Origin of the sequence: Rhodococcus sp. As11 (genome assembly GCF_048957735.1) — a bacterium.
GTDB classification, from domain to species: domain Bacteria; phylum Actinomycetota; class Actinomycetes; order Mycobacteriales; family Mycobacteriaceae; genus Rhodococcus; species Rhodococcus gordoniae.
Genome location: NZ_JARDJE010000021.1, coordinates 1 through 24,384 on the forward strand (window position 1 = coordinate 1; position 24,384 = coordinate 24,384).

The 24,384-nt window shown below is 67.5% G+C and carries 26 protein-coding genes; 14 read left to right on the plus strand and 12 right to left on the minus strand.

Annotated elements, in window-relative coordinates; genetic code table 11:
* Window positions 1-100: 100 nt before the first annotated feature.
* The 8 genes from PV766_RS20160 to PV766_RS20195 all read right to left on the minus strand — a co-directional run bounded on the left by PV766_RS20160 (window position 101) and on the right by PV766_RS20195 (window position 8,246).
* Complete coding sequence (locus PV766_RS20160; RefSeq protein ID WP_033098563.1) at window positions 101-808, minus strand: DUF3105 domain-containing protein; 708 nt, start codon at window positions 806-808, stop codon at window positions 101-103.
* Window positions 809-1,010: 202 nt separating this feature from the next.
* Window positions 1,011-1,682: a M23 family metallopeptidase gene (locus PV766_RS20165; RefSeq protein WP_006554177.1), complete on the minus strand. Its 672-nt coding sequence runs from the start codon at window positions 1,680-1,682 to the stop codon at window positions 1,011-1,013.
* A gap of 252 nt (window positions 1,683-1,934) precedes the next feature.
* On the minus strand, window positions 1,935-3,512 hold the full coding sequence (gene lnt, locus PV766_RS20170; RefSeq protein ID WP_006554178.1) for an apolipoprotein N-acyltransferase: 1,578 nt from the start codon (window positions 3,510-3,512) through the stop codon (window positions 1,935-1,937).
* A 69-nt stretch (window positions 3,513-3,581) separates the two neighbouring features.
* Entirely contained in the window at window positions 3,582-4,559 is a 978-nt protein-coding gene (gene ccsB / locus PV766_RS20175; protein WP_006554179.1) for a c-type cytochrome biogenesis protein CcsB, read from the minus strand.
* A 3-nt stretch (window positions 4,560-4,562) separates the two neighbouring features.
* On the minus strand, window positions 4,563-6,179 hold the full coding sequence (gene resB / locus PV766_RS20180) for a cytochrome c biogenesis protein ResB (RefSeq protein ID WP_006554180.1): 1,617 nt from the start codon (window positions 6,177-6,179) through the stop codon (window positions 4,563-4,565).
* Window positions 6,176-6,991 (minus strand): cytochrome c biogenesis CcdA family protein, encoded by an 816-nt coding sequence (locus PV766_RS20185; protein WP_033098587.1) that lies wholly within the window; start codon window positions 6,989-6,991, stop codon window positions 6,176-6,178. The genes resB and PV766_RS20185 overlap by 4 nt, the downstream gene beginning before the upstream one ends.
* Before the next feature lie 2 nt (window positions 6,992-6,993).
* On the minus strand, window positions 6,994-7,617 hold the full coding sequence (locus PV766_RS20190) for a TlpA disulfide reductase family protein (RefSeq protein WP_051121670.1): 624 nt from the start codon (window positions 7,615-7,617) through the stop codon (window positions 6,994-6,996).
* Complete coding sequence (locus PV766_RS20195) at window positions 7,614-8,246, minus strand: TlpA family protein disulfide reductase (protein WP_006554183.1); 633 nt, start codon at window positions 8,244-8,246, stop codon at window positions 7,614-7,616. Before PV766_RS20195 ends, PV766_RS20190 begins: the two co-directional genes overlap by 4 nt.
* A 234-nt stretch (window positions 8,247-8,480) precedes the next feature.
* Between PV766_RS20195 and PV766_RS20200 the strand changes: the two genes are divergently transcribed.
* Complete coding sequence (locus PV766_RS20200; protein ID WP_039583599.1) at window positions 8,481-11,495, plus strand: Tn3 family transposase; 3,015 nt, start codon at window positions 8,481-8,483, stop codon at window positions 11,493-11,495.
* Between the two features lie 23 nt (window positions 11,496-11,518).
* On the opposite strand, the gene PV766_RS20205 is transcribed toward PV766_RS20200, so the two are convergent.
* A complete protein-coding gene (locus tag PV766_RS20205) occupies window positions 11,519-12,187 on the minus strand; it encodes a TetR/AcrR family transcriptional regulator (protein WP_039583585.1) in 669 nt (222 codons plus the stop codon).
* Window positions 12,188-12,316: 129 nt separating this feature from the next.
* Here PV766_RS20205 and PV766_RS20210 point away from each other — a divergent pair, with 129 nt between their 5' ends.
* The 13 genes from PV766_RS20210 to PV766_RS20270 all read left to right on the plus strand — a co-directional run bounded on the left by PV766_RS20210 (window position 12,317) and on the right by PV766_RS20270 (window position 21,487).
* Complete coding sequence (locus PV766_RS20210) at window positions 12,317-13,888, plus strand: MFS transporter (protein WP_039583601.1); 1,572 nt, start codon at window positions 12,317-12,319, stop codon at window positions 13,886-13,888.
* 12 nt (window positions 13,889-13,900) lie between these two features.
* Window positions 13,901-14,182, plus strand: coding sequence for a universal stress protein (locus tag PV766_RS20215; protein WP_225623914.1), 282 nt, complete (start codon window positions 13,901-13,903; stop codon window positions 14,180-14,182).
* Window positions 14,183-14,310: 128 nt separating this feature from the next.
* Window positions 14,311-14,928 carry a recombinase family protein gene (locus tag PV766_RS20220; RefSeq protein WP_006553200.1) on the plus strand — a complete coding sequence of 206 codons (618 nt, stop codon included), beginning with the start codon at window positions 14,311-14,313 and terminating at the stop codon, window positions 14,926-14,928.
* 143 nt (window positions 14,929-15,071) lie between these two features.
* Complete coding sequence (locus PV766_RS20225) at window positions 15,072-15,323, plus strand: hypothetical protein (RefSeq protein WP_255024911.1); 252 nt, start codon at window positions 15,072-15,074, stop codon at window positions 15,321-15,323.
* Window positions 15,324-15,549: 226 nt separating this feature from the next.
* Window positions 15,550-16,059 (plus strand): iron dependent repressor, metal binding and dimerization domain protein, encoded by a 510-nt coding sequence (locus tag PV766_RS20230; RefSeq protein WP_072740577.1) that lies wholly within the window; start codon window positions 15,550-15,552, stop codon window positions 16,057-16,059.
* Between the two features lie 109 nt (window positions 16,060-16,168).
* Entirely contained in the window at window positions 16,169-16,546 is a 378-nt protein-coding gene (locus PV766_RS20235) for a BlaI/MecI/CopY family transcriptional regulator (RefSeq protein WP_033098566.1), read from the plus strand.
* A complete protein-coding gene (locus PV766_RS20240; RefSeq protein ID WP_006554186.1) occupies window positions 16,543-16,977 on the plus strand; it encodes a hypothetical protein in 435 nt (144 codons plus the stop codon). The genes PV766_RS20235 and PV766_RS20240 overlap by 4 nt, the downstream gene beginning before the upstream one ends.
* Complete coding sequence (locus tag PV766_RS20245; RefSeq protein ID WP_051121672.1) at window positions 16,938-17,459, plus strand: M56 family metallopeptidase; 522 nt, start codon at window positions 16,938-16,940, stop codon at window positions 17,457-17,459. Before PV766_RS20240 ends, PV766_RS20245 begins: the two co-directional genes overlap by 40 nt.
* A gap of 196 nt (window positions 17,460-17,655) precedes the next feature.
* Window positions 17,656-18,255, plus strand: a complete 600-nt coding sequence (locus PV766_RS20250) for a cadmium resistance transporter (protein WP_006554188.1) — start codon at window positions 17,656-17,658, stop codon at window positions 18,253-18,255.
* Window positions 18,256-18,313: 58 nt separating this feature from the next.
* Window positions 18,314-18,676 (plus strand): ArsR/SmtB family transcription factor, encoded by a 363-nt coding sequence (locus PV766_RS20255; RefSeq protein WP_081263498.1) that lies wholly within the window; start codon window positions 18,314-18,316, stop codon window positions 18,674-18,676.
* A complete protein-coding gene (locus tag PV766_RS20260) occupies window positions 18,673-20,631 on the plus strand; it encodes a heavy metal translocating P-type ATPase (RefSeq protein ID WP_033098567.1) in 1,959 nt (652 codons plus the stop codon). The genes PV766_RS20255 and PV766_RS20260 overlap by 4 nt, the downstream gene beginning before the upstream one ends.
* Window positions 20,628-21,143, plus strand: coding sequence for a signal peptidase II (gene lspA / locus PV766_RS20265; RefSeq protein WP_051121673.1), 516 nt, complete (start codon window positions 20,628-20,630; stop codon window positions 21,141-21,143). Before PV766_RS20260 ends, lspA begins: the two co-directional genes overlap by 4 nt.
* The gene (locus PV766_RS20270; RefSeq protein ID WP_033098568.1) at window positions 21,140-21,487 is read left to right on the plus strand and encodes a DUF3703 domain-containing protein; all 348 of its coding nucleotides are present in this window, start codon (window positions 21,140-21,142) and stop codon (window positions 21,485-21,487) included. The genes lspA and PV766_RS20270 overlap by 4 nt, the downstream gene beginning before the upstream one ends.
* Before the next feature lie 447 nt (window positions 21,488-21,934).
* On the opposite strand, the gene PV766_RS20275 is transcribed toward PV766_RS20270, so the two are convergent.
* Genes PV766_RS20275 through PV766_RS20285 form a run of 3 tightly spaced genes read right to left on the minus strand, consistent with a single transcriptional unit; the run spans window position 21,935 to window position 24,293 of the window.
* Window positions 21,935-22,747: an SURF1 family protein gene (locus tag PV766_RS20275; protein ID WP_039958570.1), complete on the minus strand. Its 813-nt coding sequence runs from the start codon at window positions 22,745-22,747 to the stop codon at window positions 21,935-21,937.
* Window positions 22,735-23,289, minus strand: a complete 555-nt coding sequence (locus PV766_RS20280; protein ID WP_006554193.1) for a DUF6308 family protein — start codon at window positions 23,287-23,289, stop codon at window positions 22,735-22,737. The genes PV766_RS20275 and PV766_RS20280 overlap by 13 nt, the downstream gene beginning before the upstream one ends.
* Window positions 23,286-24,293, minus strand: a complete 1,008-nt coding sequence (locus PV766_RS20285) for a hypothetical protein (protein ID WP_421097736.1) — start codon at window positions 24,291-24,293, stop codon at window positions 23,286-23,288. Before PV766_RS20285 ends, PV766_RS20280 begins: the two co-directional genes overlap by 4 nt.
* Window positions 24,294-24,384: the final 91 nt, after the last annotated feature.

The window sequence follows — 24,384 nt, forward strand, 5'->3', positions numbered from 1 at the left end:
GTGAGGACGGGAGTGTCGTCGGACTCAGCCATTGCCGGGTCCGAGGTTCGAGCCTGTCGCCGGGGCGGCGGGGGCAGTGAGGACGGGAGTGTCGTCGGACTCAGCCATTGCCGGGTCCGAGGTTCGAGCCTGTCGCCGGGGCGGCGGGGGCAGACTGCTGGCCCACGGTCATGGGGACGGCGTCCGGCCCCGGCGCGGACGCATCGAACGGCGGCGGAGCGCTCGGATCGAAACTGCCTGGAGTGGTGGAGCAGGTGGCACCTGCCTCGGGGTGGGTGTTGGGGTTTCGGCGCAAGGCAGTGATGAACTGGGCGAGTCGATCGTCTTCGGAGTCATCGAGCGCGAGGCGGTGGCCCCAGGACTGCACCGAGATCGGGGATGGCAAGCCCGGATAGGGCGACATCAGGGTGTAGGGCTGGCCGTCGACCTTCGCCTCCAATGTTGACACCTCGTCCCCGGTGACCTTCTGCGGGTCGTACGTAATCCACACCGCGCCGTGTTCGAGCGAATGCACCGCGTTCTCGCTGCGGATCGGTTCGGAATAAACCGTGCCGGTACAGGTGGCCCAGTACTGATCGTGTGGGCCCCCCATCGGGGGAGTCTGGTCGTAGGCCACCCGTTGCGGTGCCTGCACATGCGTTCCGGCCGGGTAGTCGATCTTCTCCACCCCGTCGATCACCGCAGACGGATCGGGGTTGTCCGCACTGGGCACGTACTTCTGGGCCTCGGTGCGTTCGGAGATCTTCGGGACGAGGTTGTACGCGATGGCCCCGATCAGGGCGATGATCACCACGGCAGCGCCGATCATCGGCCACGGCACCCGGTGCGAGTCGGCTAGGAGGAGCGGTCCCGGTCGCTTTCGGGGCGTCTGCGACTTCGGTTTGTCTGAGCTGTTCACCGCGTTTGCCTTCCTCGGCACCGATAGGCCGTCGCCCTACCGTAAATACTATAAATCATAGTTTTCCACGTGGGGGCCGTCGGAGGCTGCCATCGCCGAGCCGACGCGGCGGCTATGCCATCCGCGACAGGTCTGTCGGGGGTACACCCCGTTGCTGCAGCCACTGGGTCGGATCTACCTTCGTACCGGCCGGATCGGTGGTTTCGAAGTGCAGGTGCGGACCGGTGGACTGACCACGATTGCCGACGGTGGCGATCTGCTCACCGGCTTGCACACGCTGATCTACCTCAACCAGCGTTTCGTTGATGTGGCCATAGGTGCTGGTGGACCCGTCATCGTGCCGGACCTGGACCCACAGACCGAACCCGGAGGCCGGGCCGGAGTCGATCACGGTGCCCGAGGCGGCAGCATAGACCGGGGTGCCGATGCTGTTGGCGATGTCCAGACCGGCGTGGGACGAACCCCATCGCGGTCCGAACGCGGAGGTCAAGGTGCCCGAGACCGGAGCGACGGCGAGGGGCTGCAGTGTCGGTGTCGCCCAGGAGGCTGCGTTTGTCGGCACCGCTGAGCTCGACGGCAGGGCCGGAACAGTGGCGGCAGGGGACACTACCGCGGGAAAACCCGGAACCGCGGCAAGTTGGTCGAGCGCCGCCTCGACCTCCGGCAGAGCGGCCAGTGCTGCGAGTTCGGCTGGCAACGGGACCGGTGCAGGCGCGGCGGCATGCACACCACCCGAGGTCGGCTGGGCAGCCGCGGTGCCCGGAGCGAGAATCTGAGATCCCACGATCAGCAGTGCGCCGGTCGCGACCGACGATGCACATGCCCCGGTCGTGGCGCGGTTCGTCGGCGCCCGGTGCCGCCCCCGGCGTCCTTCGGATCCTGGCGCGGAACCCGGTTCTATATCGGTAAGGTAACGGATTTGGTTCCGGGTTGATGCATGGTGCCGTCCCACAATAACGCTCCTGACATGCTCTTTCGATGTAGATCCGCCGTTGCCGCGACGGGTAAGATAACGAAACGATATACTAAGAAGGCGCTAAAAACTACCTGTCTTAGTAATTGGGTGGGTGTGGGCCTTCTGGCGACCGATGAGCAGGATCCACATCACGGCCGCGGCGGCGAGCACCTCAGGGCCCGAACCGAGCCGGGTCGCCCAGGTCAGTCGGGTACCCAGGGGCAGCTCACCGACGAGGACGTCGGCGGTGAACATCGCACTGCGGTTGGTGACCGCGCCGTCGGGAGTGATCAGAGCGCTGACGCCGCTGGTAGCCGCGACCACCACGGACCGCCCGTGCTCTACCGCCCGTAGCCGAGACATGGCCAGCTGCTGGTAGGTCATCTCGGTGCGGCCGAAGGTCGCGTTGTTGGTGGGCACTACCAGCAACTGGGCGCCTGCCCGCACCGACTCGGCAACCGCATCGTCGAAGGCAACCTCGTAACAGGTCGCCACCCCCACCGGTACGCCGTTGAGCTCGACCCGGCCGGTACCGTCTCCGGGGATGAACCGGCCTGCCTGCGCGGCCGCCGGCCACAGGCGCTCGATCACCGGGCGCAGCGGCAGATATTCCCCGAATGGCACCAGGCGCCGCTTGAGGTGCCGGGCCCCGGGACCTGTCACCGGATCCCACACCAGCGCACTGTTACCGCTGGTGCCGTCCCCGTTGTCGAGCACGGCACCGACGAGGATGGGCACGCCGATGGCGGCAGCGGCCTCATCGAGCTCGGCGTGGGCATCGGCCTGACGCAGCGGATCGATGTCCGAGGAGTTCTCCGGCCACACCACCAGCTGCGGCCGGGGCGCGCGACCCGACGCCACGTCGACGGCAAGTCGTTCGGTCGCCGCGACGTGATTGTCGAGCACGGCCCGACGCTGGGCGTTGAAATCGAGCCCCATTCGCGGCACGTTGCCTTGCACGGCCGCGACCGTGACCGTCGATGCCGGGAAGCGGGCGGAGTCGCGCATCCCGACGAGCGGTGCCGCCGCAAATGCGACCGCTGCCAGCAGCATCGAACCCATCGCGACCGCAGGCCGCCGCTCGCGCGCAGCGATCACGGTTGTGACCACCGCGGTGCCGATCACCGCGACGGCGAAGCCCACACCGGCAGGCCCAGCAAGGGAAGCCAGCTGCAGAAGTGGCCCCTCGGCTTGCCCGAAGGCCAGCCGTCCCCACGGAAATCCTCCGAACGGAATCCGTGCGCGTATTGCTTCGGTGACCACCCAGGCGGCGGCAATCGATACCGGGGCCGCCGGGCGGCGGCTGAGCGCCGCGGCCAGGGCGCCGAATATCCCGACCGCGAGCGCCTCGATCGCTGCAAGCGCCAACCAGGGCACTGGTCCGACGTAGACACCGACCCAGGGCAGCAAGGGCAGAAAGAACCCCAACCCGGCCAGGTAGCCGTAGCCGAAGCCGGCGCGCCTGCGTCGGCCGTGCAGTACGGCGGTGAGCACGGCAATGGCGAGCGGGGCCAACCACCATCCCGTGCGGGGTGGGAAACTGGCATAGAGCATCAGCCCGGCCAGAATCGATGCCGCACTACGCACCGGCACCGACAACTCCGGTCCGCGGCGGCGCACCGAGGTAGGGAGCGCCACGGTGGTGGCCCCCTCACTCATCGACGAGTTCCCTCCTATTAGGCGGACGCGCAGACCCCTGTACACACAGGTACACATGCCCAGGGTGTGTCAGTTCAGTCCGGCATAGGAGTGCAGCCCCGAGACCACCATGTTGATGATGAACAGGTTGAACAGCATAGATACGAACCCGGCAATGTTGATCCAGGCCGCGCGGGTTTCCCGCCAGCCGGCGGTGGCCCGGGCGTGCAGGTAGGCGGCGTAGATCACCCATGCGATGAACGAGACGGTTTCTTTCGGGTCCCAGCCCCAGAACCGGCCCCAGGCGGCTTCGGCCCAGATCGCGCCGAGGACGACCCCGGCACCGAACAAGGGGAACGCGAAGATCGTCGTGCGGTAGGCGAGACGGTCGAGGGCGCGGGCGTCGGGGAGCCGTTGCATGAGTCGGGCCAGCCGGGTATCCGGGCGTTTTTCGGCGTTCAACGCCAGCAGAAACAGCGTGCTGGCCACCCCGGAGACGAGGAAAACTCCGCTCGAGACGGACACGACCGAGACGTGGATCGGCAGCCAGAAAGACTGTAGCGCCGGCACCACCGGGGCGGCATCGGCGTAGAGCACGGTGCCAGCGACGAACAGCAGGATCAGCACCGGGATCAGCGCGAATGCCCACAGCACGCGCAGCGCCGGGCGGCGCAGCACGATCAGCCCGGCAAGTACGCCCACCGCGCAGGTGACGGTGACGAACTCGTACATGTTGCCCCAGGGGAAACGCGCGGTGGCCAGCCCGCGCAGCACCATCGAACCAACGTGCAAGATCAGGGCGATCACGAGGACGCTGACGCCCATGCGGCCGAGCCGGTCCGAAAGGTCCCGCCGGGGTGGCTCGGCGACCCGGCCCGGCCTGTCGGCGGGGACCGCAGAGGTGGTAGAAGTGGCAGAGGTGGTGGCGGCCGCGAGGATGGGTGCGGTACGGCGCACCCGCACGGCCGCGAATTCGGCGATGAACAGCACCAGCGCCAGTAAGTAGATGGCGAAGGCTGTTTCGAAGCTCAGGTCGGAGTAGCGGGCGAGGGTGTCGTCAATCGGCATACGCTATCGGTCTTCCTTCGGAGCAGAGGGCACATCGGGTAGCAGGCGCTGACAGATGTCGGTGAACTCCGAACCCCACCCGGCCTGGTCGGTACGGGCCAATCCCCCCAGTTCGAGGGCGGTGCCGGCGCCGTCAGGGCGCAACCGCACCCAGATCCGGCGGCGCTTGATCACCAGCGAGGCCAGAAGTCCGCCCATCATGGTGATTGCGAAGACCAGCACCCAGTTCTGCGCGGGATCATGAGAGACCTGCAGGTAGGCGAATTCCTCGGCGCCGTCGAACCGTACCGCGGTACCGTCGGCCAGGGTCGTGGACTCGCCGGGCTTCAGGTTGACGCGGTCCTGTTTGACCAACCGGCCCTGATTGATCATTTCGGAGTTCAGCTTGAAGATCGACTGCGGAATGCCGGTATCCAGGCCGGTATCGCCCTTGTAGATGTCGATGGCCACGGCCGGATCCAACATGTCGGGGAACACCGAGGTCAGCAAGGTGCCGTCGAACGCTGCGGTGGGCGCGAACAGCCCTTCGAGCGCGATCTGGTTGCGGCGGCGCTCGTCCGGATCCGGGTAGGTGCCGCCGGGCGGATCGAAACGCAGGGCGCCGCTGCTGAGGAACGTGGTGGCGTCCTCGGGGGCGAACTGCAATGTTTCGGTGCGCGATTGTCCGTCGGGGAAGGTCACGGTGAACCGGGGCGCGTAGCCGTGGCCGGTGAGGTAGACCCGTTCGTTGCCCAGGCGCAGCGGTTCGTTGACCCGCAGTCGGTGCTGCTGCCAGCGGTCGGTGCCCAAGTCCTCTCCGTTTTGGTAGGAGATGTTCGAGGTGAACATCTTCGCTTGGCCGTTGTCGAGGTAGTCGGCGGAAAAGTCCTCGACCCTGACGCAGAAGGGCTCGAGTCCGGTGCCGTCGGTGGCGGTACCGGCTCGGAACGAGTCGTACACCGCCGGGGAGGTGTTGCAGAACCCGGGACCGCCGTCGGCGATGACGATCACCGCGCCCTCGTACCCGAACAACCGGCCGGTGGCCACCGCCACCAACAACCCCACCAGGGAGAAGTGGAAGACCAGGTTGCCGGCCTCGCGCAGGTAGCCCTTTTCGGCGGAGATCGACCGGTGCCCGTCGTCGCCGGTGCGGGTGACCGTTCGCCACCGGCGCAGCACGGTCTGTACCTGCTCGAGAGTGTCGTCGATGGGAGTGTCGAGTTTTCCCTGGTGGTGGTGCGGCAGCCGGGACAGATTGCGCGGTACCGCGACCGGCTCACTGCGCAGCGCCCGCAGATGCTCGCGCAGGCGCGGGAGCAGACATCCGATGAGCGAGATCATCAGCAGCGCGTAGATGGCGGTGAACCAGAAGCTGGCGAACACGTCGAACATTTCGAGTCGGTCCAGGAGCGGGCCGAGAACCGGGCGGGCGGCGATGTACTCGTCGACCTTGCCGACGTTGAGGTTGCGTTGCGGGAGCAGCGCCCCGGGGATCGCGGCGACCGCGAGCAGGAACAGCAGCACCAGGGCGGTGCGCATCGAGGTGAGCTGACGCCACAGGTTCCGGGCCTGGGCGAGGGCGCGGCGCCACGGAGGAGGACTCGGTAGCGGTGGTGCCGGATTCCGGTCGGTGAGGGTCATATCGGTAGCACCACGCTGGTGACGAACTCATCCCGGATCCACGCGATGAACAACTCCCATGCCCCGGTCAGCAGAGCGATGCCGACCGCGAGGAGCATCACGCCGCCGACGATTTGAATGGTGCGAGAGTGGCGGCGCAGCCATCCGACACCGCGCAGGGCCGAGGACGAACCGAACGCCAAGGCGATGAACGGCAGTCCCAGTCCCAGGCAGTACGCGACGATCAACAGCACTCCGCGGGCGGCGGTGGTGCCTTCGGTGCCGGCCGCCACAGACAGCACCCCGGCCAACGTCGGGCCCAGGCACGGTGTCCACCCCAGCGCGAAGACCCCACCGAGCAGCGGGGCGCCGGCGAGTGAGGAGATGCGCCGGGGCGCAAAACGGGTGTCCTTCTGCAATGCCGGAATCAGGCCGATGAAGGCCAGGCCCATCACGATGGTGATCACCCCGCCGAGGCGTTGGAGCAGTTCCTGGTTGATCCGCAGTGCCCCGATCACCCCGAATACCGAGGCGGTGGCCAGCACGAACACCACGGTGAAACCGGCGACGAACAGGCCGGCGGCGCCGGTGACCCGCCACCGGCCCGTGGTGTGTACCCCGGCGGTGCCTACACCGGCAGGGGTCAGGGCCGGTGCTTCGGCGCCGGAGACGCCGGCCAGATACGACAGGTAGCCGGGCACCAGGGGCACCACGCACGGAGAGGCGAACGAGATCAACCCGGCCAACAGACAGGCGCCCACCGCCAACAGCAGCGGCCCGGACGCGGCCGCGGTCTGGAAACTCGCCCCGATTCCCTGCGCGAGCACAGTCACGGTCACTGTTCGGCCGCCACGCGTTCGATGACCGGTTGCAGGTCCTCGGTCAGCAGGGCCCGCAGGAACACCGCCGCGACGCGATGCTGCCGGTCGAGGACGAGCGTGGACGGGATGACGCTGGTGGGAAAGGCGCCACCGAGGGCGGTCAAGGTCGCCATCGGCGGGTCGTAGATCGATGGGTAGGACACATTGTTGTCGATCACGAAGTCCTGGGCCTTGTCGCGCTGGGGATCGCGGACGTTGATACCGAGAAACTGCACTCCCAGATCCTGGGTGGCTGCGTAGGCGCGCTCGAGATCGTCGGCTTCGCTGCGGCACGGGGCGCACCACTGTCCCCACAGGTTGAGCACGACCACCTGGTCGGCGTAATCGGCCAGGTCGACGGTGACGCCGTCGGTCATCAGGTCCGGGCCGGAGAGCGCGCCGAGGGTGCCGCGGTCGGCCGGCGGATCGTAGAAAATGTCGGTCTGTCCACCGGGGGCGACGAAATCGAAGGTGCCACCCTGGGCGACGGCGTCGGAGCCGGTGCCGCAGCCGCTCACCCCCACCAGCACCACCACGGCCAGGACCACTCGGCCCAGCAGTCGAGACGGCCGGCCGCCTGTCGGCTTTACGCCGGTCATCGCAGCAGCCCGTTCACCGCGGCACGGACCTGGTCCGGGCCTGTGAACACCGCGGGCTCGGCGATCCGGTCCACCGAACCGTCGCGCTGCAGAAGGAAGGTCAGCGGCAACACGGGTGGGCCGGCCAGTGCCTGCTGTGCCCGGTCGTCGGTGTCGACGAACGAGGGGTAGCCGATGCGCAGGTCGGTCATCAGCGTCGCGGCGGAGCCCGCGGTGTCCTGCACGTTGATCCCGATCACCCGCACCGCGCCGGGCTCGCGGGCGTAGGCATCGAGCACGGGCATTTCTTCCCGGCACGGTCCGCACCACGAGGCCCACACGTTGAGCAGGGCCGGTTCCCCGGCCAGGGCGCCGCCGAGATCGACGGGGCGGTCCGAACCCAGGCACCGCACCGTCACCTCCGCCAGGGGACCTGCAGCCCCGATGCCCGTGCCGGTCGGGCAGGGCGGGGTCGCGCCCGGGTCGGGCAGAGCGTTGCGTGCCGGGGCGGGGCGGGCGGATACCGCGGTCGGCTGTAGCCCGGAATCGGCTGGGGTCACGGTGTCGTCCTCCCGTTGGGGCCACAGCGCCACCACGAACGCGACGATCACGAACAGACACGTGATCGACCATGCGGCTCTGGTAGACATGTGGCCCCTCTCCGTTGTCGTCCGACCGAAATACTACGCGAGATAGTATTTCGATCGGACGACCGGTCGGGATCAGCAGCACATCATGGGGTAGCCGTAGCATCCGCCGGAAATCGGGCGGATTTGGCGTATCCGACTGGTGGGCACGGGGTTTCGAGTTCGGCATGCACTGTCGACTGGTTGGTGCTTGACTGCCGATGATGATGTTGGTCGGTGCTGGTGGAGGCTGAGGTCGTGGCGACGCGGATGTTCGCGGACGAGGAGTTGGAACGACTGCGGGGATTCCCGGAGATCAGCCGCGAGGAGCTGTTCCGGTACTTCACGCTGACGCCTGCGGATCTGGCGTTCGTGGATCCGGGCCGGGGCCGGGGCCCAGCCGAGCGGCTGGGCTTGGCGATCGCGTTGTGTACGCTGCCGTGGCTGGGATTCGTGCCGGATCGGCTGGTCACGGCTCCGCCGGTGGCGGTGGCTCGTGTCGCCGAGCAGTTGCGGTTGGATCCGGTGGTGATCGGTGCCTACGGCAGGCGAGCCAAGACCCGCACCGAGCATGTGCGCCTGGCCGCGCGGTACCTGGGATGGCGTGCGGTCGGTGCGCTCGAGTTCAAGGAGCTCGATGAGTTCCTGCTCGCGCGGGCGATGGAGCACGATTCCCCGACTCTGCTGTTCCGGCTGGCGTGTGAGTATCTGATCTCGGCGAAGGTGATCCGGCCAGGCCCGGTCACCGTGGTCGAGCGGGTCGCCCACGCCCGCCACCAGGCCCAGACCGAAACCTATGACCGGCTCGCTCACGAGTTCACTGCGGCGCGGTGCGCGGAGTTGGACGGCTTGCTTGTCACCGACGCTTCGCTGGGGATCTCGCGGTTGCGGTGGCTGTCGACCGGGCCGGTGGAGGCCTCGGCGGCCGCGGTCCGCGCCGAGGTCGACAAGCTGGGTTTCCTGCGCGGGTTGGGCGCTGATCGGCTGGATATGTCGGTGCTGCCCGCCGAGCGGCGCCGGTTTTTGGCCACGATGGGCCGGCGCCTGAGTCCGCAAGCGCTGCAACGTCGGGATCCGCAACGCCGGTATCCGATCCTGCTCACGGTGCTGGCCCAGTCCGGCACCGATGTCCTCGATGAGGTCGTGGCGTTGTTCGATCAGGCGATCTCGGTGAAATTCGGTGCTGCCGAACGGAAGATGCAGCAGCGGCTGGCCGAACGAGGAAAGACTGGAGAGGACCGTCAGGCGCTGCTGGACGATCTGTTGGAAATCGTCACCGACCCCGGCGTTCCGGATGAGGAGATCGGTGCGCTGATCCGCGGCGAGAAGATCGGGTGGGAGCGCCTGCGCGCGGCGATCGCCCAGGCCAAGCCCAGGTTGCCGCGTGATCACGGGCATCTGGCGGCGTTGGATTCCTCCTACAACTACCTGCGTCAGTTCACCCCCGCGGTGCTCGAAGCGGTGCGCTTCTGCGGCGGTACCGCCGCGACCGAGTTGCTGATCGCGGTGAACATGCTGCGCGAGTTGAACGCGACCGGGCGGCGCAAGGTCTTCGATGACGCCCCGACCGGGTTCGTGCCGATGAAGTGGCGCGGCTACCTCGACGAGGCCCGCAAATCCGGCAGCGCGACCGCGTATCGGCACTACTGGGAGTTGTGTGTGCTGCTCGGATTGCGTGACGGGTTGCGCAGCGGGGATGTGTTCGTGCCGGGCTCGCGCCGTTACGCCGACCCGGCCGCCTACCTGCTCACCACCGGGCAGTGGGAACCGCAACGCGTTGAGTTCTGCGGCCTGGTCGGGCGATCCGCCGATCCTGGCGTCGCGCTGGCCACCGTGGTCGCCGAACTGCACGACGCTCTCGGTGAGCTGGAGGAGGTGCTGGCCGGCGGGGACGGCCCGGTCCGGCTGGACGAGGGCGGGGATCTGGTGATCTCGCCGCTGAGCGCGGAAGATGTTCCCGCCGAGGCGATCACGCTCAAGGCCGAGCTGACCGAAATGCTGCCGTTCGCGCCGATCGTGTCGCTGCTGATCGAGCTGGACAAACGCACCGGCTACCTGGACTGCTTCACCCACGCCGGCGGTCAGGCCACCCGGACGCCGGAGCTCAAACGCAACCTGATCGCGGTACTGCTGGCGCACTCGACGAACCTGGGGTTGACCCGGATGGCCGAGGCGTGCGGAATCACCTACGACATCCTGGCCTGGACCGACGAGTGGTATGTGCGCGAGGAGACCCTGCGCGCGGCCAACCTGGTACTGGTCGGCTACCACCAGCGGCTGCCGCTGACCGCGGTGTTCGGCGCCGGAACACTGTCGTCGAGCGACGGGCAGCGTTTCCCGACGCGCGGTAAGTCGACCACGGCGCGGCCGTTGAGCCGCTATTTCGCCAGCGAGGGCCTGTCGACCTACACCCATGTCAGCGACACCCACGCCACCTACGGCACCAAGGTCATCGTGGCGACCAAACGCGAAGCCCACTACGTGCTCGATGAGATCCTGGGCAACGCCACCGATCTGCCGATCACCGAGCACGCCACCGACACCCACGGGGTCACCCTGGTCAACTTCGGGTTGTTCGACCTGCTCGGGATGCAGCTCTCGCCACGGATCCGGGATCTGGGGCGGATCACCCTGTACCGGCCGGGCCCGCGCGCCGAGGCCGAGGCCCGGTTCCCGCACGCGGGCCCGCTGATGACCCGCAAGGCCAACCTGGGTTTGATCGCCGAGCACTGGGACGATCTGCTGCGGTTGGCCGGATCGCTGAAGTTCGGGCACGCCACCGCGTCGCTGTTGGTCGGCAAGCTGTCGGCGTCGGGGCGGCAGAACACCCTGGCCGCGGCGCTCAAGGAGTACGGGGCGCTGCGGCGCACCATTTACGCCGCGAGATACCTCTCCGATCCGGACTACCGGCGCAAGATCTCGCGGCAGCTCAACAAGGGCGAGTCGCTGCACGCGCTGCGCCGCGACCTGCTCTATGCCCATGAGGGGATGATCCGGGCGCGCCACCTCGAGGACCAGACCGAGCAGGCCTGGTGCCTGACCTTGACGACCAACGCTGTGATCGCCTGGACCACAGAGTATTACGGGTTCGCTGTCGAGCAGATGCGCCGGACCGGGCAGCGTATCGATGACGAGGTCCTGGCCCACATCAGCCCGGCCCACAGTGCCAACATCAACTTCTTCGGCGCGATCGAGGTCGACATCGACGCCGAGCTGGCCCAGCTGGGCCCGACCGGGTACCGGCCGCTGCGGGTGCGCGACACCTTGTTCTGACCGCGCGGAACCGGGGCCCGTGGTTACGGCGTGGCGATGTCGATAGCGGTGTCTGCTGGCGTGGGTGTTCGGTGGGCGGTGAGGAAGTTGTCGACGAGCCGGGTGCAGTCGTCGTGGTCGATGCTGCGTAATCCGGTGAGACGGGCGAACACGATCGGGCCGAGGAGTTCGATGATGGCGAAGGTGGTGTCGAGCTCGCCGAGCATCGCGCGGGCCTCGGGACTGGTGAGGATCTGGTCGAACGGGTGGCGGTACTGCTCGATGACGCGCGCGCGCAGCGAGGTGACCGCGGCCGGGTCGGGGTGGTCCTCGCCGATGGAACCCATCGCCAGCCAGGCCAGGGTGGTCATCTGCACCGGAGCCTGTTCGATGAGGTCGGCCTGGCTGGCGAGCAGCGCCAGGAGCCGCTCACGCACGGGCCCGGTGCCGGTCGGTGTGTCGACCTGGGGAAGTAGTCGTTCGAAAGTCGCCGCGAGCAGCTGGGTGGTGCTGCCGAAGTGCCGGTAGAGGGTGGCGCGGGCGACCTTCGACACGCGGGTGACCGCCTCGACGGTGACCGCCTCGACACCGCCGGTGGACAGCAGATGGGTGGCCGCGTCGAGCAACCGGTTGCGTGAGCGCGCCAGTCGCGGATCGGCCTGCTCGTCGTCCGCGGCGAGCGGGTCGGTCGCCGCCGGGCCTGAGTCGGTCATGGACGCGCCTTCCTCCGAATTCGTGTCGTTGAACTCTTGATATGGGTGAACTCTATCCCACCCCCCAACCACTATGATACGAATGGTCTCGTACAGATACCGTTGGTCTTCAAAGTCGGGGAGGTGCCGGTGGCCACACCCGGAACGGACACTGTCGAGATCGCCCGCTGGACCAGGGCCCAGTGGTGGATGCTGGCGGTGTCGTGCCTGGCGGTGGCGCTGGTGGTCGCGGCGATGGCGGCGTTGTATTCGGCGTTGCCGCAGATCGCGCTTGCGACCGGGGCCACCCAAGCCCAGCTGACCTGGATCGTCGACGGCTACACGCTGGTGCTGGCGTGTCTGGTGCTGCCCGCCGGCGCCGTCGGTGACCGTTACGGGCGCCGCGTGGTGCTGGTGGTGGGGTTGGTGGTGTTCGCCGCCGCCTCGGCGCTGCCGCTGCTGCTGTCCGACCCGGCCTGGTTGATCGCGACGCGCGCGCTGGCCGGGGCAGGCGCCGCGCTGGTGATGCCCTCGACGCTGTCGATCCTCACTGCAGGGTTCGCCCCCGCTCATCGCGGCCGGGCGGTGGGGATATGGGCCGGGGTCGCCGGATCCGGGGCGATACTGGGGATTCTCGGTGCCGGGGTGCTGCTCGAACGATGGTCGTGGCTATCGGTGTTCGTAGGGTTGACCGTGGCCGGGGCGGTGCTGGCGGGGTTGGCGTGCACCATCGCCGAGTCCCGCCAGCGCGAGCATCCGCAGGTGGACTGGGTGGGCGCGGTGGCGGTGGCGGTCGCTGTCGCGGCGATCGTGTTCGCCGTGATCGAGTTCCCCGCGCGCGGCTGGGCCGACCCGCTCGTCGCCGCCGCCGCCGGGGTCGGCGTGGCCGCGACGGCGGCCTTCGTGGTCGTCGAGCTGCGCTCGGCGGCGCCGCTGCTGGATGTGCGGTTGTTCGCCCGCCGTGGTTTCGGTGCCGGGTCGCTGTCGGTGACCATCCAGTTCCTGGTCACCTTCGGGGTATTCCTGCTGCTTGTGCAGTACCTGCAGCTGGTCTTCGGTTACGGGCCGCTGGCCTCGGCGCTGGCGTTGGCGCCGATGGTGGTGCCGCTGGTCGTGATCTCGGTGATCGCGCCGTGGCTGTCGAGCCTGGTCGGGTTACGGGTGATGACCGTGGCCGGCCTGCTCACCATCGCCGCCGGGCTGGTGCTGGTGAGCCGGCTGACACTCGCCGCGCACTACCTCGACCTGCTGTGGCCGCTGCTGATCATGAGCGCGGGCCTGGGATTGTGCACCGCGCCGGCGACCTATGCCATCGTCGCCGACACCCCCGAGGCCAAACACGGGGTCGCCGCCGCGGTCAACGACGCCGCCCGCGAGATCGGCGCCGCGATCGGGATCGCCGTGGCCGGCAGCGTGCTGGCCGCCGGCTACACCCACCGCATCCAGCCCGCCCTGCCCCAGTTGCCCGAGCCCGCCCGCGGCCCGGTCGCCGATTCCCTGGCCGCGGCGCTGCAGGTCGCCGACCAGGCCGGACCGGTGGCCGCACCGCTGGCCGAGTTCGCCAAGGCCGCGTTCGTGCACGGCAGCGGCCAGGCCGCGCTCGCCCTGGCCGCCCTCACCACCGTCGGGGCGATCGTGCTGGCAGTACTGGCCCCCGGCCGCGCACCACGCCGCCGATACATCTCGACCATTTCCCCCGCAAAACACGCTCCCTTCTCGTGAAAGACGCCCGTCATGACGGCCTATCGCACGATCATCGTCGACACCGACGGATCCGACCGCTCCTACCGTGTGGTCGACCACGCCGCCGAACTCGCCCACGCCACCCACGCCCGGCTCCTGATCATCTGCGCCCGCCACCCCATCGACGCACGTGAGCTCGGGGCGGACCTCGACCGGCTCGGACCCGACGCCTACCAGCTACGCGGCACCACTCCCACCGAGGCCATCCTGCGGACCGCCCACCAGCACGCCCTCACCCACAACACACCCCCACACACCGATAACACCCCCTGACCTGTTCCGTAACCGGATCGGCCACCGGAACACCACGCAGAGCCAACGTCGGCCCAGCTCACCGGTGTTCCGTAGAGGTGTTCCGCTGACTGTGCCGGTCAGCCCCCGCTATCTGGAACACTTTCGGCATGGGTGAGCCGTTCCGCGTCGGATACTGCCGCTGCTCCACCGACGAACAAGACGTCGAGATCCAAACCGAGCAGCTATTGGCGCTCGGAGTGCCGCGTGAGCGGATCTTCATCGACAAAGGGTTCTCCGGGACCACCCGCAAGAACCGGGCCGGGCTCGACAACGCACTCGCCGCCGTCACCTCCGCCGCGGCGGCCATCGACGGGCGACAGGTAGTGCTGACCACGCCGAAGTTCGACCGATTCGCACGCAACATGGCCGAAGCAGGCCAGACCCTGACCGAACTGCGCGAGCGCGAGGTGCTGTTCGGACTCGGGAGCTCGATCTACGACTGGAACGACCCGTTCGGCAAGCTCTTCCTGCAAACCTTGGCCATGGTCGCCGAATTCGAGGCCAACCTCAACCACCTACGCACCCGCGAGGGCATGGCCAAGGCCCGCGCGAAAGGCAGGCTCAAGGGCAAGCAGCCGAAACTTCCTCTCACGGCACGGAAAACAATCCACCGCCGCTACCACGACCCCGCCGACGACGCGAGCCTGGCGGACCTGGCCGAGGAATACAGCGTCGGCCGCTCCACCATCCACCGCATCGTCAGCAGTGCTGCACCACGAGCCTGAGAATTCACCAGCCTGTCGTCAGGATCCCGCTACTTTGCACTTCCTGACAACCTTGGGTTGCGGGCCCTTACGTCCCACACGAGTTCTGGCCCGAATCGGATCGTCGGCGAGCTGGGCGGATACGCCGCGCCCGCCAGGAGCCGGTGGCGAGACAGACGATCGTTTCGACCCAACAGGCCGAGCGGATCACCGACCGGGCACTACGCCATATCCGCCCGATTTTCGGCAAATGCTACGGCTACCCCATCATCGACGCACACATCTGGCATGCGCCGCTGAGCATCATCACGTGGCAGTCCCACAGCGCCTGCAAATTCGCAATCATTCCCTGCATGTTTCACCTCCTCCTCGATCGCGATGCGCCGCTTTCGCGCATCTACTATCTCCGTACGTAGATAGTAGATGTAGACGGGAACGCTGGTCCTGGGCTCGTCCAGCAAGGAAGCGTTCATGCCGAAAACGACCGGTTCACCTCCGCTGTGGCGCCCGTGGCGGGTTCACCACCTCGAGGCGGTGGAGGACTACCTTGCGAGCCTCTACCGTCGGAGCGGCCGCTGCGAAGAAACCTCGACCACGGCGCGGGCAGCCCGTCTGGGCTGGAGGCTGTCAGCAGTGTCAACCATGCACCGACGCCAGGGGGCCGCCGATCTGATCGTCCGCCCCACGGCGCACCGAGCGGAGTTGACCGGCCACGGCCGACAACACGCGAGAAACGTGGTGCGGCGGAACTGCCCGGTGAAGACCTTCAGGGCACCGGAGTTGTCCCTGCTGTGGATCGAACTCCCGAGAGAGGCCGACCGGCTCGAGCATGTTGTCGGCATACTGTTCGAGGTCCGACTCGTCCGGGTCCTGGGATATCCGCGGTCGAACCCGTTCGGCAGTCCCATCCCGTTCCCGACCGAAGACCGCGCCGAGTCGTGGCCCGATCTTCTGACCGCCGTCCTGCCCTGTCGACGATTCACCGTTCGGCGCATCGCCGATCACGACTCGGTGGCGCTCGGACTGCTGACCGGAGTCCACATCGGCCTGCACACCGTCCTGACCGACGTGGTGCTCGATCCGGTCACCGACCTGGTGCACTTCGACACCGCCGGCCACCGGCACATCCATCCGCTCGGTTGCGCTCAGTAGGTGCACGGTCGATCCGGGTGATCGGGAGGGTCAACGGCGGTGACCGGCCGCGGACGCATCCGGCCCGCCTTACCCTGGGAGAACGGCAGACACGAAAGCGGAGGCAACGGTGCGGGTGAAGGGGTTCGGTGAACTCGAGGCCGTGGTGATGGACCGGATCTGGGAGCGCGAGGGCACCACCACGGTCCGGCAGATCTTCGACGCTCTCGCCGCGCACCGCGACATCGCCTACACCACGGTGATGTCGACGATGGACAACCTGTACCGCAAAGGGTGGCTGGCACGGGTCCGCACCGGCAAGGCATTCACCTACTGGCCGACACTGAGCCGGGAACAACACACGGCTCGGCTGATGCGCGAGGTGTTCGACGCGGGCGGGCAGACCGATCTGGTCTTGACCCACTTCGTCGAGCAGATGAGCGCGGAGGAGTCGGCGAGCCTGCGCCAAGCACTGCGTCGACTGTCCGGCGGCGAGGACACCGCGTGATCCCCGTCCTCTGCCTGCTGCTCTACGCCGCCGCCGTCGCGGTGTTCGGTCCCGTGGTCCTGGCACGGCTGACCGCCGCCGGGATCGCCCCGCGCCTGGGCGTGGCCGCCTGGCTGAGCGCAATCACAGGTGTGTCCGTCGCCGCAACCGCTGCCGTGGCGATTGCCCTCGTCGACGTGCTCGGCAGAGGTGGTGACGCCGCTCGATGGATCGTCGACTGTGTCGGCGCGCTCTCGACAAGCGTCGGCGAGCACTCCGGCGCAGACATGCGTCTGCTGTCGGGAATCGTATTGTCCGGGGGGCGGCCGTGGGGGTCGTCGGGGCGTGGCGGATCTGCCGGGGTGTGCAGCGCCGCCGAGCCCGCACCCATGAGCACGCCCACCTGGCCCGGATGGTCGGACGTCGCATCCCCGATCTCGACGCAGTGGTGATCGACTCCGAGGAACGAGTGGCGTACTGCATAGCCGGACGCGAAAGATCGGTGGTGATCACCCGTGGCGCGTTGGCGGTGCTCGATCCCCGGCAGCTCGCCGCCGTCCTCGCGCACGAGCGAGCCCACCTCGGCCGCCGCCACTCGCTGGTGCTCGATGTCGTCCACAGTGTGGCAGCGGCACTGCCCGGGGTTTCCCTGTTCCGGGTCGGCGCCACCGAGATCGGGCGTCTGTTCGAGATGTGCGCTGACGACGTGTCGGTCCGCGGACAGGGAAGGCGGGCCCTCCTCGGCGGTTTGCTCGCCTTGGGTGGGCATCCGGCCCCGGAAGGTACCCTCGGCGGCGGCGGTGGGCTCACCGCCCGCGCCGCGCGGCTGGTCAGCCCGCCTCCGCCGCTCGTTCGTCTCGGCGTCACCGTCCTGCTCGGGGCCGTCATCGTCACTGTCCTTGCGGGGCCGTTGATGTGCACCTTGATGGATTGAGGCGTTGGGCGGCACCCGAGGTCCCGGGGGCCGGGGGCCGGCGTGGCCGAGGGCGATCCCACCAGGGCGGCGACTCTGTCATCGTCGAAACCCGATATAATCCCCTTCAATCGATTATAGGTGTGCGCCGAAGCGTTGCTGTCTTCCCGGATCGCTCGTAAGCGGACGGGTTCGGGCGCCGGGTCGAAAGGTGCTCATGAATCTGCTCGCGTCCGTCCTGCAGGCGGTCGGCCTGTTTCTCGTGACCAATATCGACGACATCATCGTGCTGTCGCTGTTCTTCGCTCGAGGAGCCGGGGTTGGGGGCACCACCACAGCGATTTTGGTGGGACAGTATCTGGGATTCGGCGCCATCCTCGCCGCCTCCGTTCTGGTCGCAGTGGGGGCGACGACCTTCTTGCCGGAGGAGGTGATCGCCTACTTCGGTCTGATCCCTCTGCTTCTGGGTGCGTACGCCGCATGGCGGGCATGGCGGGGGCGAGGGGAGGACGACGAACAGAAAACCGCCGGTAAGAAGGTCGCGGTAGGGACGGTCGCCGCGGTTACGTTCGCCAATGGAGGCGACAACATCGGGGTCTACGTCCCGGTGTTCGTCACTGTCGGAGCCCCCGCGGTGGTGGCCTACTCGATCGTCTTTTTGGCCTTGGTTGCAGTTCTGGTCATCGCGGCGCGCTACCTCGCCACCCGCAAGCCGATCGCCGAGGTTCTTGAGCGCTGGGAACACGTGCTGTTTCCGATCGTGTTGATCGGTCTCGGCGTGTTCATTCTCGCCGAGGGTGATGCATTCGGGCTGTGAGGATGCCCGCCGGTGACCCGACCTATTCATATCGTTGAGTGCCGGTTATTATCGTCATATGACGATCAATGATGTGGGTTGCCACGCCCGCGAATCCGTGGATTCGGCAGTGGCGTTGTTCCACAGCCTCTCCGACGGCACCCGCCTAGCCATCGTGCGCCGGCTCGCCGGCGGTGAAGCCCGCGTGGCGGATCTGGTGGGCGCGCTCGACTTGGCGCAGTCGACGATTTCCGCGCATGTGGCGTGCCTGCGGGACTGCGGTCTGGTGCAGGGCCGACCCGAGGGCCGGCAGGTGTTCTACTCGCTGACCCGACCGGAACTGCTCGATCTGCTCGCCGCGGCCGAAACCCTCTTGGCCGCGACGGGCAACGCCGTCGCGCTGTGCCCGAACTACAGCACCGACACCGGGGAGAAGTCGTGAGTGACGCGTGCGGTTGCGGCCACGACGAACCCCGCGTCGAGGGTGAGGAAGACCACGAGCCCGACAAGTGGTGGCAGGTCACCGAGATTCGGGCGGCCGCCGTCGCCGGGCTGCTGCTGGTTGCCGCCCTGGTCGTGGGGTGGACCGACGGCCCCCACCCGGTGAAGCTGACCCTCGAAGCCCTGGCGCTGATCGTCGCCGGCTACACCTTCGTCCCCTCCACCCTCACACGCCTGGCCCGCGGCAAGATCGGGGTCGGCACTCTGATGACGATCGCCGCCGTCGGCGCCGTGCTGCTCGGCGAGGTCGGCGAGGCCGCGATGCTCGCCTTTCTGTTCGCCATCAGCGAGGGCCTCGAAGAGTACGCGGTCACCCGCACCCGCCGCGGCCTACGCGCCCTGCTGAATCTGGTGCCGGACACCGCCACCGTCCTGCGTGGCGGTCGTGAACAGACCGTCGCCCCCGCAGAGTTGGTGCTCGGGGAGATCATGATCGTCAAACCCGGGGAGCGGCTCGCCACCGACGGCACCATCCGCACCGGCCGCACCGCCCTGGACACCTCCGCGATCACCGGCGAATCCGTCCCGGTCGAGGCCGCACCGGGCTCCGAGGTGTTCGCCGGCTCGATCAACGGCACCGGCGTTCTCGAGGTCGAGGTCACCGCCGGTGCGCAGGACAACTCGCTGGCCAAGATCGTGCGGATCGTCGAGGCCGAGCAGTCCCGCAAGGGCGAGGCCCAGCGTCTGGCCGACAAGATCGCCAAGCCTCTGGTTCCGGGGGTGATGGTTGCCGCGGCGCTGATCGCCGCGATCGGCAGCGTGTTCGGCGATCCGCTGGTGTGGATCGAACGCGCCCTGGTGGTGCTGGTCGCCGCGTCCCCGTGTGCGCTGGCCATCGCGATCCCGGTCACGGTGGTCGCCGCGATCGGCGCCGCGTCCAAGCTCGGTGTCCTGGTCAAGGGCGGTGCCGCCCTCGAAGCGTTGGGCCGGATCCGCACCGTCGCGCTGGACAAGACCGGCACCCTGACCCGCAACCGCCCCGAGGTCATCGACGTCGCCACCACCGGCGGCGCCACCCGCGGCGACGTCCTGAACGTCGCCGCCGCCCTCGAGGCCCGCAGCGAACACCCCCTCGCCGCAGCGATCCTCGCCGCCGTCGACGACTACACCCCGGCCGAGGACGTCGATGCGGTCCCCGGGGCCGGACTGACCGGACACGTCGGCGGCATCCCCGCCCGGCTCGGCCGGCCCGGCTGGATCGATCCTGGCCCCCTGGCCGCGGATATCGAGCGGATGCAGCACGCCGGAGCCACCGCGGTGCTCATCGAATGCGACGGCGCCCTGATCGGCGCGGTCGCGGTGCGCGACGAACTGCGCCCCGAAGCCCGCGACGTCGTCGCTGAGTTGCGCCGCGACGGTTACACCGTGGCGATGCTCACCGGCGACAACGAGCGCACCGCACGAGCGTTGGCCGCCGCCGTCGGCATCGACGAGGTCCACGCCGATCTGCGTCCGGAGGACAAGGCCCGCATCATCGACACTCTCCGCGGTACGCGGCCGACGGCGATGGTCGGCGACGGCGTCAACGACGCCCCGGCCCTGGCCACCGCCGACCTCGGGATCGCGATGGGCGCGATGGGCACCGACGTCGCCATCGAAACCGCCGATGTCGCCCTGATGGGTGAGGACTTGCGGCACCTACCCCAAGCCCTGCAGCACGCCCGACGCTCCCGGACGATCATGTTGCAGAACGTCGGCCTCTCGCTCGCGATCATCACCGTCCTGATGCCCCTGGCCCTGTTCGGGATACTCGGGCTGGCCGCCGTCGTCCTGGTCCACGAGATCGCCGAGATCATTGTGATCGCCAACGGGGTGCGCGCCGGACACGCCCGGAGCCTGACCGCGACAACAGAATCGACAAAGTCATCCGTGCCGGTCGCCGGAGCTCGGTCATGACAGATAAGGACAACTCCGTGTCGTCCGTAGTGCCCGTGGGCAGGCGGCGTTGCGGCCGAGGTATTCTCGTCGTGCTGGTGGGTGCCCTGGCTGCGGTCGCGTTGGCCCTCGATCCGGTGGCGCGCGACGCGCTGTCCGGTGGGCGGGCAATCGATTTCGGGTTGTTGCAACTACGGTTGGCCTACAACACCGGGGTCGCGTTCAGTCTCGGTGACCAGCTCCCCCCTACCGTCGTTCTTGCCGTCACCGCTGCCCTCACCGTGACGATCGGCGTGTTCGCCTGGCGCACTGCACTCGACAGTCCACTGATCCAGACCATCGGCCTGGCCGCGATCGTCGCCGGCGCCACCGCCAACGTCGTCGACCGCTTCCTTGATGGCAAAGTCACCGATTATTTCCACACCGGGTGGTGGCCCACCTTCAACCTCGCCGACACCTACATCACCTGCGGTGTTGTCCTCGTCGTCGGCGCCCTGCTTCTCGCAACCTCCAACAGGGACCACATCTCATGAGTCGAATGCCCGAACAGCTGCGCACCCTCTACACCGCGGAGATGACCGCCGCTCGACATAGCAGCGACGATGTCAGGCGCTGGCGCCACCTCGAACGCGCCCACATCTTGTCCCAGCCCTACCCGTGGCCGCACACCCGCAACCACCTCGCCATGTTCACCTTGGCGCTGCGCCAGCGTGATCGCCGCGAGGCTGTGGGCCAGGTCGTGCGGATTCTGCTCGCCGCTCCCGGCTCGGCGCTGGGCCGCTACCCTCAAGGCAACACCGGGCGTACTTCGGCGGGGCTGATGACCCCGATGCAGGTCCCGGAGGATCTGGTTTCGATGCTCACTCGACCCACCTGACACCGCGCCTCTCGCTGCGATTGAGTCAGACGGAACAACAAGTCCGGTAGTGCACCGTCTTCCTCATCTACTACTTGCTGTCCGAGTTCGAAAGGGGCCAGTCAGGGACCACCCGCACGTTGTGCTGCGCAGACACGGATTATGTTGAGGTCCGGGCAATCATGTGGCGGCCAGAATCGCAGGACTCGACTTGCCCTCATACCGTCGAACCGAGGTGAACGAGTCCTGCGACCTGACTCTCCCTTCCCTCAGAAGGGAAGAAAACCTTCCGTCTCATTCTACAGAGCAGATCCCGAAACCGGCACGGCACTTTGTGTGCTGGAACTTTTTTGCTCGAAGCATGAGGAACCGCTGGGCGTTGATGCTGAAATGTGCGCGGTCCAAAGATGGCCGTCGCTGCCCGCGTAGCTCGTGGACTGTCGAATCGGAGCACAACGTTGGGCTCGGTTACCGCGGCCGGCCGTACCGGGCGGCGAGACTCTCGCTCGCGGAGAGCGGCGTCTCGTCGTCGGTTCGGGTGGCCTTCACCTTGCGGCGTTCCCTCAACTCCGCCCACACGAAATACCCCAGTCCCATTGGGGCCATGATCCCGAACGCGAGCCACTGCAGCCCGTACGACAGATACGGACCCGCATCAAGTTGGGGAAGTGGGATGACTCCGAGCCCGCCCGGCTGGTGAGCATCGAGTTGTAGGTAGACGTCTTCGAGTTCGAGACCCGTCACAGCCGCGACCTGCGGCGCGTCGATAAAATACACTTGCTGATAGCCCGCGTCAGTGAAGGGCTCCTTGCCGTCCATTGTGCCTTGGGACTTGCGGATCCGAGCATCGAGCGAGACATTTCCGCCCGGTGCGGCGGGGATTGCGGGGACCTCGCTACCGCGTACCGGACGCACATAACCTCGATTGACGAGAATCGTCCGACCATTACCCAGCGCAAACGGCGTGAGCACTTCGTACGCGGGTTGGGATTCGACGCTGCGCAACCGGACGAGCACATCAGAGTCGGGCAGATACGAGCCCTGCGCGACGACCCGCCTCCACTCGTCGTCGATCGTCGCACTGTCACCGCCGAGCAGCTCGGCGACAGGGACCGGGTCCTGCGCCATCGATGCCGAGATCCGCGCATTCCGATCCTCGGTGCTCGTGTTCTTGCTCAGCTGCCACGGGGCGAGCAGGGTGAAGCACCCATACGCGAAACCGACTACCACCACGGCCAGAATGAACCAGCTCGGACGGAGAAGAAACATCACACGGCGCACTTGTTCACGGTAGACCCCAGAGTGGACTCTTCTGCCATCGCATCCCCTCTCGACGCGCTCAACGCCCAGCTGCTGCGGCGCCTCCACCTCGACCTCACCCACCTGACCTTCGAGTCGAGGATGGGGAACAATCCGGGGCGTTTGAGGTGGAGCACCTTGCTGATCTTGGCTACCCCCACGCGCCGGGGCGCGGCCGTGCGGAAATGGTCGTAGAGGGCTTCGGCCCGGTCGTAGAGCTCGCCGCTGATGTTCGGGTCGGCCTCGACCAGTTGTGCTTCGATCGGCGCCGCCGCCCACGGGGCGTCGACGGCGGTACGGATGAACCAGTCGAGTTGGGCGTGGCTGATGCGGGAGCGCACCTTGTGGGTGCGGGCGATCTCGTCGGCGGTGATCTCCTTGAGTGCTCCGGGTCCGGGCAGGTCGTAGCGGGCCACGGTCACCGCCGGATAGCCGTGGGCCTTGGCGGTCGCGGTGTCGATGTCGATGCTGCGTCCGGCGATCACCAACACGGTGGCCCCGTCCTCGCCGCGGGTGCGGTTCATGGCTTCTGCCGCCCGGCCGGGTCCGGGTCGGTGTCGTTGATGCCTCCCAGATCGGTGTATGGAGTCGCAGCGGACGTGTCTGCGGTCGTCGCAGCGGCGATTTCCGTCGGGTCCGGCCGGCTCGAGATGCGGATCGTGCGAGCGAGTGCCCGCAGGTCCTGGAGCGAGCGGATTCCGTCCGGGACGCTGTCGTCACCGGGTGACCGTAAGGCGTTCGAGTTCAGCGGGTTGGTGGCATGCCGCTCTTCTCCATCCTCGTCCGCGTACGGAGAACGGTCTCCGAGCATCTGGCGGCTCAATTCGCGCATCTGGCGACATTCCTCGATCTTTTCGACGGCCTGCTGTGCTCGGATCTTTTCGGGCTTGAGGTACTCCTCGATCCGTCCGATGTCCGTGGCGAGGTGCGCCATCGCGGGGGCGATCTTCTCCAATGCCTGTATTGAGCGTTTCTGCAGGGAGTGCAGTGAGTCCGAGTGCGTCGAGAATGTTCCCCACCTATGAACGCTCATGTCGAGCACGAACGTGTCGCTGTAGGTATCACGCTCGTTGGGGGCAGATCCGTAGGTGATGGTCACGGTGACTCGATCGGGGATCTGTTCATCGTTGCGGATGGACCGGTCGGGGTCGTCCGGGTCCTCTTTGCCGATGAAATAGATGTTGAACAGTTCGTTACCGGGCATGAAGGTGGGGATGGGGTCGGCGTAGCGCTTGAGGAGGAATGCGATGATGCTCGGCTGGCCGCTGTGGGTAGGTTGCTCAGCCAGTGGTGGGTCGAATTCAACCTTGACGTTGTACGCCATCGAGGGTCCGAAGTTGCGTACGACCAGAGACGCCGTCCGAGCAGATAGTTGAGGATCGATCACCAATTCAGCACCGACCATCGGCCGTGATCGGTCCCGACTGTCACGCTTCGTCGCCCGCAACGTGCGAACAGCCACGAAAGCTGCGGCGACCGCCGCCGCTGCGGCCACGACCGTCGCACCACCACCGACAGCCGCACCCACCGCGGACACAAGATCGGTGGTGTCGGACGCAAGGACAGTCGGCACAGTTCTTCTCCACGGGTATTCAGGCGGCAGGGTGGGCGATAATGTC

Bases quoted from the DNA above. Each gene is read 5' to 3' on its own strand.
- PV766_RS20160 (WP_033098563.1), bottom strand. From the start codon at position 808: ATGATCGGCGCTGCCGTGGTGATCATCGCCCTGATCGGGGCCATCGCG.
- lnt (WP_006554178.1), bottom strand. From the start codon at position 3,512: ATGAGTGAGGGGGCCACCACCGTGGCGCTCCCTACCTCGGTGCGCCGC.
- ccsB (WP_006554179.1), bottom strand. From the start codon at position 4,559: ATGCCGATTGACGACACCCTCGCCCGCTACTCCGACCTGAGCTTCGAA.
- resB (WP_006554180.1), bottom strand. From the start codon at position 6,179: ATGACCCTCACCGACCGGAATCCGGCACCACCGCTACCGAGTCCTCCT.
- PV766_RS20190 (WP_051121670.1), bottom strand. From the start codon at position 7,617: ATGACCGGCGTAAAGCCGACAGGCGGCCGGCCGTCTCGACTGCTGGGC.
- PV766_RS20195 (WP_006554183.1), bottom strand. From the start codon at position 8,246: ATGTCTACCAGAGCCGCATGGTCGATCACGTGTCTGTTCGTGATCGTC.
- PV766_RS20205 (WP_039583585.1), bottom strand. From the start codon at position 12,187: ATGACCGACTCAGGCCCGGCGGCGACCGACCCGCTCGCCGCGGACGAC.
- PV766_RS20215 (WP_225623914.1), top strand. From the start codon at position 13,901: ATGACGGCCTATCGCACGATCATCGTCGACACCGACGGATCCGACCGC.
- PV766_RS20220 (WP_006553200.1), top strand. From the start codon at position 14,311: ATGGGTGAGCCGTTCCGCGTCGGATACTGCCGCTGCTCCACCGACGAA.
- PV766_RS20230 (WP_072740577.1), top strand. From the start codon at position 15,550: ATGCACCGACGCCAGGGGGCCGCCGATCTGATCGTCCGCCCCACGGCG.
- PV766_RS20245 (WP_051121672.1), top strand. From the start codon at position 16,938: ATGGTCGGACGTCGCATCCCCGATCTCGACGCAGTGGTGATCGACTCC.
- PV766_RS20250 (WP_006554188.1), top strand. From the start codon at position 17,656: ATGAATCTGCTCGCGTCCGTCCTGCAGGCGGTCGGCCTGTTTCTCGTG.
- PV766_RS20255 (WP_081263498.1), top strand. From the start codon at position 18,314: ATGACGATCAATGATGTGGGTTGCCACGCCCGCGAATCCGTGGATTCG.
- lspA (WP_051121673.1), top strand. From the start codon at position 20,628: ATGACAGATAAGGACAACTCCGTGTCGTCCGTAGTGCCCGTGGGCAGG.
- PV766_RS20270 (WP_033098568.1), top strand. From the start codon at position 21,140: ATGAGTCGAATGCCCGAACAGCTGCGCACCCTCTACACCGCGGAGATG.
- PV766_RS20280 (WP_006554193.1), bottom strand. From the start codon at position 23,289: ATGAACCGCACCCGCGGCGAGGACGGGGCCACCGTGTTGGTGATCGCC.